The following is a 14,985-nucleotide window of genomic DNA, read 5'->3' as shown; positions in this document are numbered from 1 at the left end:
CCACCCCCCTCTGCGTGCGATCCGCCGCCGTTACTGAACCGCTGGCGACATACCCCCATGATCGAGCAATCCCACCTGATATGCCCGAATTTCTCGGTTTTGCCAGACATCTTCCAGGTTGGTTACCTGGCCAGCATGCCGCCGAGGAACAGCACCCCCTCGGCGGCGATCCAGGCCGCCACACCCACCCCCAGAAGCCAGGTGAACGCGCGCGCGTCACGCCTGGCCGTCGGCACCAGCCACGCCCCCGCCGTGCAGCACGCCGCCAGGACCGCGAACAGGCCCGACACCGTGGAGACCAGGTAGAGCCGCTGCGGACAGTCCTCCGGCCCGCCTCCCGGGCAGAACGCCTCCATGCCCCAGCCGGCGAACACCGACAGCCCCCACAACGCGGCCAGCAGAAAGCTGGCGATGGTCGGGATGATGGGGGAGAAGCGAAGCCGTACGCGTCCCACGCCCTGTGCCTACCCCGGGTAAATCCATTGGAAGCATCCCGGAGCTCCCACTAAACTGTCCGGCTCGCTACCTTGCACCACCTCCACCGCCGACACTCCTGAGGGAGGCGCTTTCGCATGCCCGCACACCAGTTGGCCCCCGACATACCCGACGCGCCCGCCGACGTGCTCGCCGACGAGCAGGCCCATCTGGCCGAGTCACGCGAGGCGCTGCGCGCGATGCGCGCCCACGCCCAGTCCCTCTCCGCCGACGCCGCCGGCGACTGGGTGTCCCAGCAGATCCTCCAGGGCCTGCTCGACCAGCGCGTCGCCGCCCTCGCCGACCACCCCGACACTCCTCTGTTCTTCGGCCGCCTCGACCGCTCCGGCGGCGACGAGCTGCCCACCACGATCTACGTCGGCCGCCGCCACGTCCACGACGGCACCAGCCGCCCCCTCGTCATCGACTGGCGCGCGCCGGTGTCCCGCGCGTTCTACCAGGCCAGCCCCGCCGAGCCCATGGGCGTCGTACGGCGGCGCCGCTTCGGCTACCACGGCGGCGCGCTCACCGCGTACGAGGACGAGCCGCTCGCCGAGGGCGGCCAGATCGGGCCCTCCCGGATCCTCACCGAGGAGATCGAGCGGCCCCGCACCGGCCCCATGCGCGACATCGTCGCCACCATCCAGCCCGACCAGGACGAGATCGTCCGCTCCGCGCTGGCCCAGACCGTGTGCGTGCAGGGGGCGCCCGGCACCGGGAAGACGGCCGTGGGCCTGCACCGGGCCGCCTACCTGCTGTTCACCCACCGCGAGCGGCTGGCCCGCTCCGGCGTGATGATCGTCGGGCCCAACCGCGCGTTCCTGTCCTACATCTCCTCCGTGCTGCCCGCGCTCGGCGAGGTCAAGGTCGACCAGACGACGGTCGCCGGGCTGCTCGGCGAGCACGCCGCGCCCGAGGACCCCGAGGTGGCCGCCGTCAAGGGCGACGCCCGCATGGCGAAGGTCCTCGACCGCGCCCTGTGGCTGCACGTCGTCAAGCCGGAGGAGGGCGTCGTCTTCACCAAGGGCGCCTACCGCTACCGGGTGGCTGACCACGAGGTCCGCGAGATCGTCGCGTCCCTGCGCGGCACGACCCGCTACGCCCCCGGCCGGGCCGCGCTGGCGCAGCGGCTGGCCCACCAGGTGCTGGTCCGCATGGAACAGCGCGGCGAGTCGCCCGACGACCGGGTGCAGGACGCCGTGGCCCGCTCCAAGCCGGTACGGCAGCTCGTCGACGCGGTCTGGCCCAAGCTCACGCCCGAGCAGGTGCTCTTCCGGCTGCTGTCCGAGCCGGAGTTCCTGGCCCGCGCCGCCAAGGCCGACCTGTCGCCCGAGGAGCAGGAGCGGCTGCTCTGGGCGAAGCCGTACCGGAGCTGGAAGTCGGCGAAGTGGTCGGCGGCCGACGCGGCGCTGCTCGACGAGCTGGCCGACCTCATGGAGCGCACGCCCTCGCTCGGCCACCTGGTGGTGGACGAGGCGCAGGACCTGTCGGAGATGCAGCTTCGCGCGCTCGGCCGGCGCTGCCGCAACGGCTCGGCCACCGTGCTCGGCGACCTCGCCCAGGGCACCACACCGTGGTCGGCGACCACGTGGGAGGCCGTGCTGACGCACCTCGGGCAGGAGGGCGAGGTCACGGAGCTGACGCTGGGCTTCCGCGTGCCGCGCGAGGTCCTCGACTACGCCGCCCGCCTGCTGCCGTCCATCGCGCCGGGCCTGGCCGCGCCCCGCTCGCTGCGTCCCGGCGCCGGCTCGCTGTCCGTGCGGGAGAGCGGCGAGGACGGAGAGGACAGGGAGGGCGGCGACGTCCTGGCCGCCGTGCGGGACGCGCTCGGCCGCGAGGGGTCCATCGGCGTCATCGCGCCGGACGCCCTGGTGCCCGAGGTGGCCGCGACGCTGGCCGGGGCCGGCCTCGCCCACGCGGTCCTGTCGCCCGACTCGGCCGAGGAGCACCGGCTGCTCGTGGTGCCGGCGACGCTGGCCAAGGGTCTGGAGTACGACCACGTGATCGTGGTGGAGCCGGCCGACATCGTCGAGGCGGAGCCCCGGGGGCTGGCCCGGCTCTACGTGGTGCTCACCCGAGCCGTCACCACGCTCACGGTCGTCCACCGCAAGCCGCTCCCGGCCCAGCTCACGGCCTGACCACGCTCCCAGCTCACGGCCTGACCACGCTCAGCCCAGCTCACGGCCTGAGCGCGCTCAGGCGTCGGGGTCGTCGCCCAGCGAGCGCAGGAGCCGGTCGGGCACGACGAGGTCGGCGCGGTCCTGGGTGGTGGCGATCAGATCGGCGTTGCGCTGGTCGGTCCCCATCACCCAGGCCACGGCCGCGTCGGGCTCCTTGCCGAACCTCGTGTGCCGGGAGACGAGCCGGCGCACCCGCTCCACCGGGTCGAGCGAGCAGTACCACACCTCGTCCAGGCAGGGCCGCACGCGCGCCCAGTCGCCCTCGTCGAGCAGCAGGTAGTTGCCCTCGGTGATGACGAGCCGGGCGGCCCGGGGCACCGGGATGCTGCCCGCGATCGGCTGCTCCAGGACGCGCTCGAACGAGGGCGCGTACACGACGTCCTCCTCGTCCGCGCGCAACCGGCGCAGCAGCGCCGCGTACCCGGCCGCGTCGAAGGTGTCGGGAGCGCCCTTGCGCTCGCGCCGCCCGAGCCGGTCGAGCTCCACGTCGGCCAGGTGGAAGCCGTCCATCGGCACGTGCGCCACCCACTCGGGCGGCTGCCCGGGCGGCGGCGCCTGCCGCAGCTCACGCAGCAGGTGCTCGGCGAGCGTCGACTTGCCCGCCCCCGGCCCGCCGGCGATGCCGAGCAGCGCCCGGCGCCCGCCGGAGGCCAGCGCGCGGGCCCGGGCCACCAGGTCGTCGAGCGTCATCGGGCGCGGCTCGCGTGGAGCTGGCCGGCGATGAAGGCGCGGGCGTGGCGGGCCAGGTCCTCGCCGTCGGTCCACAGGTTGCGCCAGATGGCCAGGTCGTTGGACAGGCCGCGCATCACGACCGCCGAGGAGAACGACTCGAACGTGATCGGCCCCCGGTAGCCGATGTCGCCGAGCGCGTGGAAGAACGCGGTGAAGTCGATGTGTCCTGATCCGAGGTAGCCGCGATGGTTCTCACCCACATGGACGTAACCTAGCCGGTCCCCGACCTCGCGCACGGGCCGGACGAGATCCTCCTCCTCGATGTTCATGTGGTAGGTGTCGAGGTGGATGAGCACGTTGTCCTCGCCGATGTCGTCGGCGAGCCGGAGCGCGTCGCGGGCGGTGTTGACCACGTTGGTCTCGTACCGGTTGCAGACCTCCAGCCCGAGCGTCATGCCCTCGCCGGCGGCCTCCTGGGCCAGGCGGCGCAGCACGGTCACCACGTTGCGGCGGCCCGCCGCGGTGAGCGGGTGGCCGTACTTGCCGAGCGCGCTGTAGAGGGCGCCGGTGAAGTGGGTGCCGCCGAGCCCGCGCGTGACGGCCAGGGAGTCGTGCAGGAGCTTCTCGCCGCGTTCGACCACGGCGAGGTTGTCGCTGGAGACGTCGGCGTCGAAGGCGAGGCCGCGCGAGCAGGCGACGCCGAGACCCGCGGACGTCAGCGCCTCGCGCGCCGCCGCGACGTCGAGGTTCGCCGAGTCGTGCAGGGAGATCTCCAGCAGGTCGAACCCGGCGGCCTTCGTCTTGCCGATCGCCAGCTCCAGCGCGGCGGGACTCGTGTCGCCCACCCATACCAGGGCGTGGACGCCGATCGGGTTGGCCGGGTTGTCGGTGGCCATGGAACGTGCCTTCTTTCGTCGGAGGGTTCTGGATGCGGTCAGGAGCCGATCGCGCCGGTGACCAGGCCGACGATCTCCTCGCCGGTGGTCTCGGCGGTGCGCCGGCCGCCGACGCAGCGGCCCGCGCGCATCACCCACACCTGCTGGCTGAGCCGTATGACCTGGGCGAAGTTGTGGCTGATGATCAGCACGGCGTGGCCCTCGTCGCGCAGCCGGAAGACGAGCTCCTCGACGCGGGCCGTCTCCTGGACGCCGAGCGCCGCCGTGGGCTCGTCCATGATGACGAGCTTGGAGCTGAACCCGGCGGCCCGGCAGATGGCGACCGCCTGGCGCTGGCCGCCGGACAGCCGCCGCACGCGCGAGCCCACGGCCGGCACGTTGACGGCCAGCGTGGCGACCATCTCGCGGGCCCGGGACTGCATGGCCCGGCGGTCGAGCAGGCCGACGGGGCCCAGCCGGCGGACGATCTCGCGGTTGAGGAACAGGTTCTGCCACACCGTGAGGTCCTCGACGAGGGCCAGGTTCTGGTGGACGGTCTCGATCCCCGCCTCGCGGGCGTCCTCCGGCGAGTGGAAGTCGGTCCGGGCGCCGTCGAAGGTGATGGTGCCGCGGTCCGGCCGGTGGATGCCGGAGACGCAGCGGACCAGCGTCGACTTGCCCGCGCCGTTGTCGCCGACGAGGGCGGTGATCTCGCCGGGCCGCAACGTCAGCGAGACGTCGACCAGGGCCCGGACGTTTCCGAAGGACAGGGACACGTCGTCGCACGACAGCAGCACGTCCCGCGGCGGCTGTGCGGTCTTCTCCGCGACCTGCGGCTGTTCGGTCATTTCTGGAACCTCATGAGGAGCGCGGCCAGCACCACGACGATGCCGACGGCGAGCGGCTGGTAGAACTGCGAGACGCCGAGCAGGGTGAGCCCGTTGACCAGGGCGATCAGCAGCAGGGCGCCGAAGAAGGGCCCGACGATCGTGCCCCGGCCGCCGAAGAGGCTGACCCCGCCGAGCACCACCGCGGCGACCGAGTTGAGCAGGAAGGCGGTGTTCGCCGCGGGCTCGGCCGCGCCGATCCGGCCGACCAGCAGGATCGCGCCGAGCCCGGCGAGCAGGCCGCTGATCAGGTAGACGGCGATCTTGATGCGGGCCGTGCTGATGCCCATGGCCGTCGCCGACTCGGGCGAGCCGCCGGTGGCCAGCAGGTGGGTGCCGAAGCGGGTGTGGAAGAGCACCACGTGCGCCACCACGGCGACCACGATCGCGATGACGAACGACCAGCCGAAGATGCCGATGCCGGTGGTGGACAGGCGCAGGAGCAGCGGGTCGATGACGGTGACCGGCTTGCCGTCGGACAGGATCAGCGCGAGCCCCGAGGCCGCCGACAGCATCCCGAGGGTCACGATGAAGTCCGTGATCTTGCCGCGGGCGACGATGACGCCGTTGACGGCCCCGGCCGCCCCGGCGGACACGACGGCCATCAGCGAGGCCACCCCGAGCCCGAGCCCGGCCTGGTACATCTGGCCGAAGACGACCGCGCCGAGCGTCATCACCGAGGCGATGGACAGGTCGATGCCCGCGGTGGCGATCACGAACGTCTGCCCCACCGCCAGGATGACGAGGATGGCCGCGGCCACCAGCATCGAGGCGATGTTGCCGGGGCTGAGGAACGTCGGGTTGAGCGCCTGGAAGACGATCACCAGGACGAGCAGCCCGACGAGGGCGGCCCATTCCGCCCAGAACCCGGCGTCCTTCAGCCGGTGGGACCAGTTCGGTCCTCCACTGGCCCGCAGTGTGGTGGTGTTGGTCATGGAGGTCTCTCCTCCGCGGGTGCGTCGCGGTCTGAACTACTGGGTGAGCGCCTTGTACGGGTCCTCGTAGGGGCCGAACGGCTTGGGCGTGGACGCGAGAGCCTTGTCGGCGGTGCTCCTGGTGACCAGCTCCACCGGGGCGGCGACGCTGGCGGGCAGCGTCTTGCCGCTCGTCGCGGCCTGGCACGCCTCGACGCCCATCTGGCCGATGGTGTAGGGGTACTGGGCGACGGTGGCCTCCAGCGTGCCGGCCTTGACCGCCTGCAGGGCGTCCTTGATGCCGTCCACGCTGATGACCTTGATCTTGCCGGTCTTGCCGGCGTCGGCGACGGCGCGGGCCACGCCGAGCCCCATGTCGTCGTTGGCGACGAAGAAGCCGGCCAGGTTCGGGTGGGCCCGCAGCACGTTGGTGGCGGCGGTGAGCGCGGTCTGGCGGTCCCAGTCGGCGGCCACGGTCTGGACGACCTTGACGTTCTTGCCGACGCCCTGGTGGAAGCCCTCGATCCGGGCGCCGCTGGTGACGTCGCCGGCGATGCCGCCGATGGCCGCGACGTCGCCGCCGGAGGGCAGCACCTCGGTCATCCGCTGCCCGGCCATCTTGCCGGCCTCCCGGTTGTCGGTGCCGACGTACGTGGCGAGCTTGACGTTCGCGCTCTTGGCCGCGGTCGGGTCGACAGGACTGTCGATGTTGACGACGGGCTTGTTCATCATGGAGAGCTTGGCGAGCCCCTGGATGAGGTTCGTGCCGGAGATCGGGTTGACGATGTAGCAGGAGAAGTCCTGGCCGGCCAGGCCGTTGAGCTTGTCCGCCTGCCCGGTGGTGTCGGTGATCGAGTTGGCCGACTGCACGGTGACGGTCGCCCCCGACGTCTTGGCCTGGTCGTCGATGCCCTGCTTCATGGTCTGGAAGAACGGGTTGTCCAGGCCCTTGATGACCGCCGCGTAGTTCTGGGCGGCGCCGCCCGCGGCCTGCGCGCCGTTCGCGGCCGCCGCCTCGGTGGACCCGCCGGAGCCACACGATCCGAGTACGAGCGCGCCGGCTGCCGCGATCGCACCGACTGCCGCCACGCGGCGGCCTCTGGCGTTGGCATACATCGGTCGTCCCTTTCCCGGGTAGATGTCCTGACCGTAAACCGGACTTCTAACGCCTGACAAGCCTTCTTTCGACTTTATCTGTCGAAAGATGCTTGACTTACGAGTAGTCACCGTCATAGCTACAGTGGTGCTATGACGACGACAGGCCCCACCACACCGAGGATGGGGGTGAGCAGCGGCGAGATCCTCAGCCTGTTCCGCGACGTGCCCGACGGGCTGACCAAGTCCGACGTGGCGCGCCTGACCGGGCTCTCCCGCACCACGGTCAACCAGCGGCTCGACGGGCTGCTGGCCGCCGGCCTGCTGGTGCCGGGCCCGGAGGAGGCGCGCACCCGCGGCCGCCCGGCCGGCCAGTTCGTGGTCAACCGCGCGCGTGGCGTGCTGCTCGTCGCCGACATCGGGGCCACCGCGCTGCGGGCCGCGGTGTGCGACCTCGGCGGGCACGTCCGCAACGAGCGCGAGGCCAAGGCCGACGTCACCGCGGGCCCCCAGAGCATTCTCACGATCGTGGAGAAGCTCTTCGCCGAGATCCTGCACGACATCCGCCGGCCCCCGGAGGCGGTGCTCGGCATCGGGCTCGACGTGCCCGGGCCGGTCGACTTCGCGTCCGGCCGGGTCATCAGCCCACCGATCATGACCGGCTGGGACCGCTTCGACATCCGCGGCTGGTTCGCCGGGCAGTACGCGTGCCCCGTGCTCGTCGACAAGGACGTCAACGCGATGGCGTACGGCGAGCAGCGCCTGCGCTACCCGGACGTCCCGCACCTGCTCATGGTCAAGGTCGGCACGGGGGTCGGCACCGGCCTCATCGCCGGGGGCCAGGTCCACCGGGGCGCCGACGGCGCGGCCGGCGACGTCGGCCACGTCCACGTCACGGTGCCCGACGTGGACGATCCGCCCGTGTGCCGGTGCGGCAACACCGGCTGCCTGGAGGCGTACGCGGGCGGCTGGGCCCTGGTGCGCGACCTGCGCGAGCAGGGCCGCGAGGTCGCCACCGTGGACGACGCCGTCCGCCTGATCCGCGCCGGCGACCCGGTCGCGGTGCGGCTCGCCCGGCGCGCGGCCCGCATCCTCGGCGGCGCCATCGCCGACATGGTCAACCTGTTCAACCCGCGCGTCATCGCGGTCTGCGGCCAGCTCGCCCACACCGACGAGCTGCTCTTCGCCGGCATCCGCGAGATCGTCTACCGCCGGTCGCTGCCGCTGGCCACGCGCAACCTGCAGATCGTCCGCAGCGACCTCGACCCGCACGCGGGCGTGCTCGGCCTGGCCCAGCTCCTCGTCGACGGCATCTACTCGCCCGAGCGCGTGCAGGAACTCGTGGACCGCGCCACGACCTGAGCCGTCGATCACCCCGCGCGCCGCTTCTAGGATGGCGGGAAAGACCTCTCAAGCCGCCACGCAAGGAGGACACCGTGCCCGCACCCCTGCCGCACGAACACCTGCCGTCGGTCCCGGCGCTCCAGGTGCGCAGCGACGACATCACCGACGGCGAGAGGCTGGGAGACCTCCACGTCTTCAACGACTGGGGCATGACCGGCCAGAACCTGTCGCCCGCGCTGAGCTGGTCGGGCGCGCCGGCCGAGACGCGCAGCTACGCGGTCACCTGCTACGACCCGGACGCGCCGACGGGCAGCGGATTCTGGCACTGGGTGCTGTACGACATCCCGGCCTCGGTCACGGAGCTGCCCACGGGCGCCGGCACGGGCCCCGAGTTCAAGGGCCTGCCGCAGGGGGCCAAGCACGCCCGCAACGACTACGGCGGCAAGGAGTACGGCGGCGCCGCTCCCCCGCCCGGCGACCCGCACCGCTACGTGTACACGGTGCACGCGCTGGGCGTGGAGAGCCTGGGCGTCGACACCGACGCCAGCCCGGCGGTCGTCGGCTTCACCATCACCGCCAACACGCTCGCCCGCGGCCACATCGTCCCGCATTTCGGGGTCTGACGCTCCTCAGCCCGCCGAACCCGCCGTCATCCCCGGGGCTCTCTCAGAAGCGTTTTCTGCTACGGCACAGCCGACCCGGCCGCCACCCGCCGACCATGGCTGAGGGCCTCCAGGGAGACGGCCTCTGACCCGCACGTGGCGGGGCGCCGTGACGGCGCCCCGTGGGCCGCCCGCGTGGTCATCCCCCGCCCACGGGCCAGATTTCCTCTCCGACCCGGTAATGGTCGGCGTTTCCCCTACATAGGCACAGTTGTCCGCACCAGGACGAACAAAGGAAGCCTGTCATGGGAACCGCCCGTGGATGACCCCCGGATGGCCAGATTCGAGGCCGTCTACAAAGAGACATACGGCCGGATCACGGCCTATGCCGCACGCCGCTGCGACTCACCGCAGGACGCGGCGGACGTGGTGGCCGACACCTTCACCGTCGCCTGGCGGCGCGTGGACGAGTTACCCGAGGGCGAGCAGGCCACGCTGTGGCTGTACGGCGTGGCACGCAAGGTGCTGGCCAACCGCCGCCGCACCGGCCGCTACCGCCAGGAGCGCAACGCCGATCTCGACGCCGAGGTGGCCGACCTGTACGGACGGCGCCCCGACGGCGGGGTCGAGCTGGACGCGATCGCCAGGGCGTTCCGCGGCCTGCCCGGCGACGACCGCGAGCTGCTGTCGCTGGTCGCCTGGGAGGGGCTGGGCCGCGAGGAGATCGCCACGGTGCTCGGCCTGACCCGCAACGCCGTCCGCGTCCGGCTCCACCGCGCCCGCAAACGCTTCGCCCGCGCGCTCGCCGAGGCGGACGTCCCCCTGACGACGACGCGCCGGCTCGTCCCGGCGGAGAGGTCACGGTGAACGACATGACCAAGGACACGAGGCAGGACATGACGCGGGGCGGGGACGACGTCGAGGCCCTGACGAGGGCGCTGGCCCGGGTCGAGCCCGGCGCGTCCGGAGCCGACCCGTCCGGCGCGGGGGCGCGGACGCTGCTGGCCTCCATCGTCGCGAGCCCGGCCACGGAGGACCCGCTCGCGGGGGGTTCGGTCTCGCCGCTGCGCCGACGCGGGTTCGGGCGGCTGGCCGCCGGGCTCGCCGTCGCGGCGGCCCTGGCCGGCGGCATCGTCGTCGGCCCGAGCCTGCTCGGCGGAGCCGGCGGCGCGACGCCCTCCTACGCCGTCACCAAGGACGACCACGGGGTCGTCACGATCCAGGTCCGCGACTTCAGTGACGCGGACGGGCTGAGGAGGCGGCTGGAGGAGCTCGGCGTCCCGGCCATGGTGGACTACGTCCCCCTGGGAAAGAGGTGCGAGCGGCCGCGCACCCAGTATGTGGAGGACGTTCCGCGCGGCCTCTACTCCACGCCCGAGAACATCCCGGGTGAGACCGAGGGCTGGCAGATGCGCATCGACACCCGGCTGTTCAGGCCCGGCGAGACCTTCGTCTGGACCATCGGACAGGGCGGCACCAGCACCATCCTCATGAAGGACCCGGTGGGGCCCTGCGAGTTCGTCCCCGACCGGCCCCTGCTGAAGGAGGTCGACGGGTCCGGAATGCGTCTGGCGACCACCAAGGACGGCACGCTCGCCGGTTACCGGGTCGACGAGAAGACCGTCGGGGAGGTGATGCCGGAGATCCGGAAGCGTGGCCTGAAAATCACCTTCATGGTCATGTCCGGCCCCGACGGCCTCGGCGAAAGGTACCTCCAGGACCGGACGAGCCCCCTTGCCACGGTCGGCGACGACTGGGTGGTCTGGGATGCCCTGGACGCCCGTGAGGGCGAGGTCTGGCTGTGCGTCTCGAAGCAGCGCTACGACCGCAACCCGCTCTTCGGCGGCCCCCGCGACGCCGTCATCAAGGACTGACCCCGACGCCGTCACCAGGGCCTGATCCCCTGGAACGCGCGAGGGCGGCCCGTCCGGTGCCGGACGGGCCGCCCTTGTGCTGCGTGAGGGTGCTCGCGAGAAGGACTTAGAAGTCCATGTCGCCGCCGCCGGGCATGGCGGGGGCGGCCGGGGTCTTCTCCGGCTTCTCGGCGATGACGGCCTCGGTGGTGAGGAAGAGCGCCGCGATGGAGGCGGCGTTCTGCAGCGCCGAGCGCGTCACCTTGGCCGGGTCGATGATGCCCGAGGCGAACATGTCGACGTACTCGCCCGTGGCGGCGTTGAGGCCCTCACCCGGCGTGAGGTTGCGGACCTTCTCCACCACGACGCCGCCCTCGAGGCCGGCGTTGACGGCGATCTGCTTGAGCGGCTCCTCCAGAGCCTTGCGGACGATCGCGGCACCGGTGGCCTCGTCGCCGTTGAGCTCCAGCTTGTCGAACGCCTTGGCGCCCGCCTGCAGCAGCGCCACGCCACCGCCGGGGACGATGCCCTCCTCGACGGCCGCCTTCGCGTTGCGGACGGCGTCCTCGATGCGGTGCTTGCGCTCCTTGAGCTCGACCTCGGTCGCGGCGCCGGCCTTGATGACGGCCACGCCGCCGGCCAGCTTGGCCAGGCGCTCCTGGAGCTTCTCGCGGTCGTAGTCGGAGTCGGTGCGCTCGATCTCGGCGCGGATCTCGTTGACGCGGCCCGCGATGGCGTCGGGGTCACCGGCGCCGTCGACGATGGTGGTCTCGTCCTTGGTCACCACGACCTTGCGGGCGCGGCCGAGCTGGTCGAGCGTGGTGCTCTCCAGCTTCAGGCCCAGCTCCTCGGCGATGACCTGGCCACCGGTGAGGATGGCGATGTCGCCGAGCATGGCCTTGCGGCGGTCACCGAAGCCCGGGGCCTTGACGGCCACGGAGCGGAACAGGCCGCGGATCTTGTTGACGACCAGGGTCGCCAGGGCCTCGCCCTCGATGTCCTCGGCGATGATCAGGAGCGGCTTGCCGGACTGCACGACCTTGTCGAGCAGCGGCAGCAGGTCCTTGTTGGCCGAGATCTTCGAGTTGACGATGAGGATGTACGGGTCCTCGAGCACGGCCTCCATGCGGTCCGAGTCGGTGACGAAGTACATCGACGTCATGCCCTTGTCGAAGCGCATGCCCTCGGTGAGCTCGAGCTCGAGGCCGAAGGTGTTGCTCTCCTCGACGGTGATGACGCCTTCCTTGCCGACCTTGTCCATCGCCTCGGCGATGAGCGAGCCGATCTCGGGGTCGGCGGCGGAGATGGAGGCGGTGGAGGCGATCTGCTCCTTGGTCTCCACGTCCTTGGCGAGCTTGGACAGCTCCTCGCTGACGCGCTCGACGGCGGACTCGATGCCCTTCTTCAGGGCCATCGGGTTGGCGCCGGCGGCGACGTTACGCAGCCCCTCGCGCACCAGCGCCTGGGCGAGCACGGTGGCCGTGGTGGTGCCGTCGCCCGCGACGTCGTCCGTCTTCTTGGCGACTTCCTTGACCAGCTCGGCGCCGATCTTCTCCCACGGGTCCTCGAGCTCGATCTCCTTGGCGATGGAGACACCGTCGTTGGTGATCGTGGGGGCGCCCCACTTCTTCTCCAGCACGACGTTGCGGCCCTTGGGGCCGAGGGTCACCTTGACGGCGTCGGCGAGCTGGTTCATACCGCGCTCGAGACCGCGCCGGGCGTCCTCGTCAAACGCGATCATCTTGGCTGCCATAAGGCTGGACCTCCCAGATGCAGGGTGGCTTGCGGCGGATCGAGCCGACGCCCGCGACGGCATGAGGGTCCGCGTCTCCGTATGGCGGACCCCATCGTCCCGATCCCAGGTGCTGGCACTCACGAACAGAGAGTGCCAACGAACTGTTTAGCACTCTACCCGGTCGAGTGCAAGCGAACACCGTGGGTGCCCAGGTCAGCCGTACGGCGGGCCCCGAAGGGACCCGCCGTATCTTCGACGAAGGTGGGAGAGGCAGGCCGTACGGACTGCGCTGCCGCGCGGCCTGCCGTCGAACGCCAGAGACCTGATCAGACCGCGCGGACGGACTCCGCCTGGGGCCCCTTCTGTCCCTGAGTGATCTCGAACTCGACCCGCTGACCTTGTTCGAGGGAGCGATAGCCGTCCATCATGATTGCCGAGTAATGGACGAATACATCCTTACCACCGTCTACCGCGATGAAGCCGTAGCCCTTGTCCGCGTTGAACCACTTGACGGTGCCCTGCGCCACTTCCGACTCCTCTTACTGGGCTCGCGGATCCCGCCCATTCGTCCGCGAGACCCGCAATCGCCACGGCTTATGGTAAATCAGCCGGACGATCGCCTCGACCATACCTGTGGCAGAGCGTTTGGCAACAGAGTCAAAGCACAAACTACGCAATTCCTCCCACTCCACGGGAAGCACTTCCTATCCGCGCGGAGCACGGTTGGTTCAACCTTGAATATCCCGGAAAAGCGGAAGGCGCCCACGAGGGGCGCCTTCACTGCTGCGTACCGGGCCGTCAGCCGCCGGCGACCGCGGGGATGATGGAGATCTGGACCCCGTCGGGCGCGGGAGTGTCCAAACCTTCCGCGAAACGGACGTCCTCTTCTCCCACATAAACGTTGACGAAACGGCGAATCTTGCCCGATTCATCCAGAATGCGCGCGCCGATCCCCGGGTAGTCGGAGTCGAGCTTTGCGAGGACGTCACGAAGAGTCGCGCCCTCGCCACTCACTTCCGCGTTTCCGCCGGTGTACGTGCGCAGGATGGTGGGAATCCGCACCGAAACACTCATGATTTAGTCGCCTTTCCTGGTTGTGCGAGCAGCCGTGCCGGCGCTCAGACGGCCGCGCGGAACGCGTCGAGAGAGGGCTTGATGACCGCCGTGGGCTGCGCGTCCCCGGAGACGGCGTCGAGCGTCTTGAGACCGTCGCCGGTGTTGAGCACCACGGTCTCCGCCTCGGGGTCGAGCACGCCGCTCTCGGTGAGCTTCTTCAGCACGCCGACCGTGACGCCGCCCGCCGTCTCGGCGAAGATGCCCTCGGTCGAGGCGAGCAGCCTGATCGCCTCGACGATCTCGGCGTCGGTGACGTCCTCCACCGCGCCGCCGGTGCGGCGGGCGATGTCGAGCACGTAGGGGCCGTCGGCGGGGTTGCCGATGGCCAGCGACTTGGCGATGGTGTCGGGCCGGACCGGCTGGACCACGTCGTGGCCGGCCTTGAAGGCGGCCGACACGGGCGAGCAGCCCTGCGCCTGGGCGCCGAACACCTTGTACGGCCGGTCCTCGACCAGCCCCAGGGCGATCAGCTCCTTGAAGCCCTTGTCGATCTTGGTGAGCTGGGACCCGGAGGCGATCGGGATGACGATCTGCTCGGGGAGCCGCCAGCCGAGCTGCTCGGCGATCTCGTACGCGAGCGTCTTGGAGCCCTCGGCGTAGTACGGCCGGAGGTTGACGTTCACGAAGCCCCACTTGTCGCCCAGCGGGTCGCCGATGAGCTCGGAGCAGAACCGGTTGACCTCGTCGTAGGTGCCGTCGATGCCGATGAGCTTGCCGCCGAACACCCGGGCCATGGCGATCTTGGCCTGCTCCAGGTCGGCGGGGATGAACACGCAGGCGTCTAGCCCGGCCCGGGCCGCGGCGGCCGTCACCGCGCCCGCGAGGTTGCCCGTGGAGGAGCACGACAGGGTGTGGAAGCCGAAGTTGCGCGCCGCCTCGACCGCGATGGCGACGACCCGGTCCTTGAAGGAGTGGGTGGGGTTGCCCGAGTCGTCCTTGACGTACAGGGACTTGAGGCCGAGCGCGCGCCCGAGGTTGCCGGCCTTGACGAGCTTGGTCCAGCCGGGGTTCATGTTCGGCTTGCCGGCGACGTCGGCGGGGACGGGGAGCAGCGAGCGGTAGCGCCAGATGTTGCTGGGGCCCGCCTCGATGTCCTCGCGGCGGACGTCGCCGAAGGAGTAGGCCGCTTCCAGCGGCCCGAAACACTCCAGGCACGCGAAGCTCGGGCCGAGGTCGTAGCGGGTGCCGCACTCGCGGCAGGACAGAGCCGTGGCAGGACCGAAGTCAAGCGACATGAA

15 protein-coding genes are annotated in these 14,985 nt (G+C 71.0%); 5 read left to right on the top strand and 10 right to left on the bottom strand.

Going from position 1 to position 14,985, the window contains the following annotated elements; genetic code table 11:
• Window positions 1-122: 122 nt before the first annotated feature.
• Window positions 123-455, bottom strand: coding sequence for a hypothetical protein (locus HD595_RS20645; RefSeq protein WP_253771400.1), 333 nt, complete (start codon window positions 453-455; stop codon window positions 123-125).
• A gap of 117 nt (window positions 456-572) precedes the next feature.
• Between HD595_RS20645 and HD595_RS20640 the strand changes: the two genes are divergently transcribed.
• Complete coding sequence (locus HD595_RS20640; protein WP_253771399.1) at window positions 573-2,612, top strand: HelD family protein; 2,040 nt, start codon at window positions 573-575, stop codon at window positions 2,610-2,612.
• Window positions 2,613-2,669: 57 nt separating this feature from the next.
• Here HD595_RS20640 and HD595_RS20635 read toward each other — a convergent pair whose 3' ends face one another.
• The 5 genes from HD595_RS20635 to HD595_RS20615 are packed head-to-tail and all read right to left on the bottom strand — an operon-like array spanning window position 2,670 to window position 7,091.
• Complete coding sequence (locus HD595_RS20635) at window positions 2,670-3,344, bottom strand: nucleoside/nucleotide kinase family protein (protein WP_253771397.1); 675 nt, start codon at window positions 3,342-3,344, stop codon at window positions 2,670-2,672.
• A complete protein-coding gene (locus tag HD595_RS20630; protein WP_253771395.1) occupies window positions 3,341-4,222 on the bottom strand; it encodes a sugar phosphate isomerase/epimerase family protein in 882 nt (293 codons plus the stop codon). The genes HD595_RS20635 and HD595_RS20630 overlap by 4 nt, the downstream gene beginning before the upstream one ends.
• 38 nt (window positions 4,223-4,260) lie before the next feature.
• Complete coding sequence (locus HD595_RS20625) at window positions 4,261-5,049, bottom strand: ATP-binding cassette domain-containing protein (protein WP_253771393.1); 789 nt, start codon at window positions 5,047-5,049, stop codon at window positions 4,261-4,263.
• Complete coding sequence (locus tag HD595_RS20620; RefSeq protein ID WP_253771391.1) at window positions 5,046-6,023, bottom strand: ABC transporter permease; 978 nt, start codon at window positions 6,021-6,023, stop codon at window positions 5,046-5,048. The genes HD595_RS20625 and HD595_RS20620 overlap by 4 nt, the downstream gene beginning before the upstream one ends.
• A 36-nt stretch (window positions 6,024-6,059) precedes the next feature.
• Window positions 6,060-7,091 (bottom strand): sugar ABC transporter substrate-binding protein, encoded by a 1,032-nt coding sequence (locus HD595_RS20615; RefSeq protein WP_253771389.1) that lies wholly within the window; start codon window positions 7,089-7,091, stop codon window positions 6,060-6,062.
• 159 nt (window positions 7,092-7,250) lie between these two features.
• Between HD595_RS20615 and HD595_RS20610 the strand changes: the two genes are divergently transcribed.
• From HD595_RS20610 to HD595_RS20595, 4 genes are all read left to right on the top strand, one after another.
• Complete coding sequence (locus HD595_RS20610) at window positions 7,251-8,459, top strand: ROK family protein (RefSeq protein WP_253771388.1); 1,209 nt, start codon at window positions 7,251-7,253, stop codon at window positions 8,457-8,459.
• Between the two features lie 74 nt (window positions 8,460-8,533).
• A complete protein-coding gene (locus tag HD595_RS20605) occupies window positions 8,534-9,064 on the top strand; it encodes a YbhB/YbcL family Raf kinase inhibitor-like protein (protein ID WP_253771386.1) in 531 nt (176 codons plus the stop codon).
• A 312-nt stretch (window positions 9,065-9,376) separates the two neighbouring features.
• A complete protein-coding gene (locus tag HD595_RS20600; protein ID WP_253771384.1) occupies window positions 9,377-9,910 on the top strand; it encodes an RNA polymerase sigma factor in 534 nt (177 codons plus the stop codon).
• Window positions 9,911-9,915: 5 nt separating this feature from the next.
• The gene (locus tag HD595_RS20595; RefSeq protein WP_253771382.1) at window positions 9,916-10,917 is read left to right on the top strand and encodes a hypothetical protein; all 1,002 of its coding nucleotides are present in this window, start codon (window positions 9,916-9,918) and stop codon (window positions 10,915-10,917) included.
• Between the two features lie 106 nt (window positions 10,918-11,023).
• Here HD595_RS20595 and groL read toward each other — a convergent pair whose 3' ends face one another.
• From groL to thrC, 4 genes are all read right to left on the bottom strand, one after another.
• Complete coding sequence (gene groL, locus HD595_RS20590; protein ID WP_253771380.1) at window positions 11,024-12,649, bottom strand: chaperonin GroEL; 1,626 nt, start codon at window positions 12,647-12,649, stop codon at window positions 11,024-11,026.
• 308 nt (window positions 12,650-12,957) lie between these two features.
• Window positions 12,958-13,158, bottom strand: a complete 201-nt coding sequence (locus tag HD595_RS20585) for a cold-shock protein (RefSeq protein WP_068927743.1) — start codon at window positions 13,156-13,158, stop codon at window positions 12,958-12,960.
• 271 nt (window positions 13,159-13,429) lie between these two features.
• Complete coding sequence (locus tag HD595_RS20580) at window positions 13,430-13,705, bottom strand: MoaD/ThiS family protein (protein ID WP_101789288.1); 276 nt, start codon at window positions 13,703-13,705, stop codon at window positions 13,430-13,432.
• Between the two features lie 44 nt (window positions 13,706-13,749).
• Window positions 13,750-14,982: a threonine synthase gene (gene thrC, locus HD595_RS20575; protein ID WP_253771378.1), complete on the bottom strand. Its 1,233-nt coding sequence runs from the start codon at window positions 14,980-14,982 to the stop codon at window positions 13,750-13,752.
• Window positions 14,983-14,985: the final 3 nt, after the last annotated feature.

The organism is Nonomuraea roseoviolacea subsp. carminata, assembly GCF_024172185.1.
In the GTDB taxonomy this organism is placed as follows: domain Bacteria; phylum Actinomycetota; class Actinomycetes; order Streptosporangiales; family Streptosporangiaceae; genus Nonomuraea; species Nonomuraea roseoviolacea.
The sequence above is the reverse complement of the archived record's forward strand: the minus strand, read 5'-3'. Positions and strand labels throughout refer to the sequence as shown.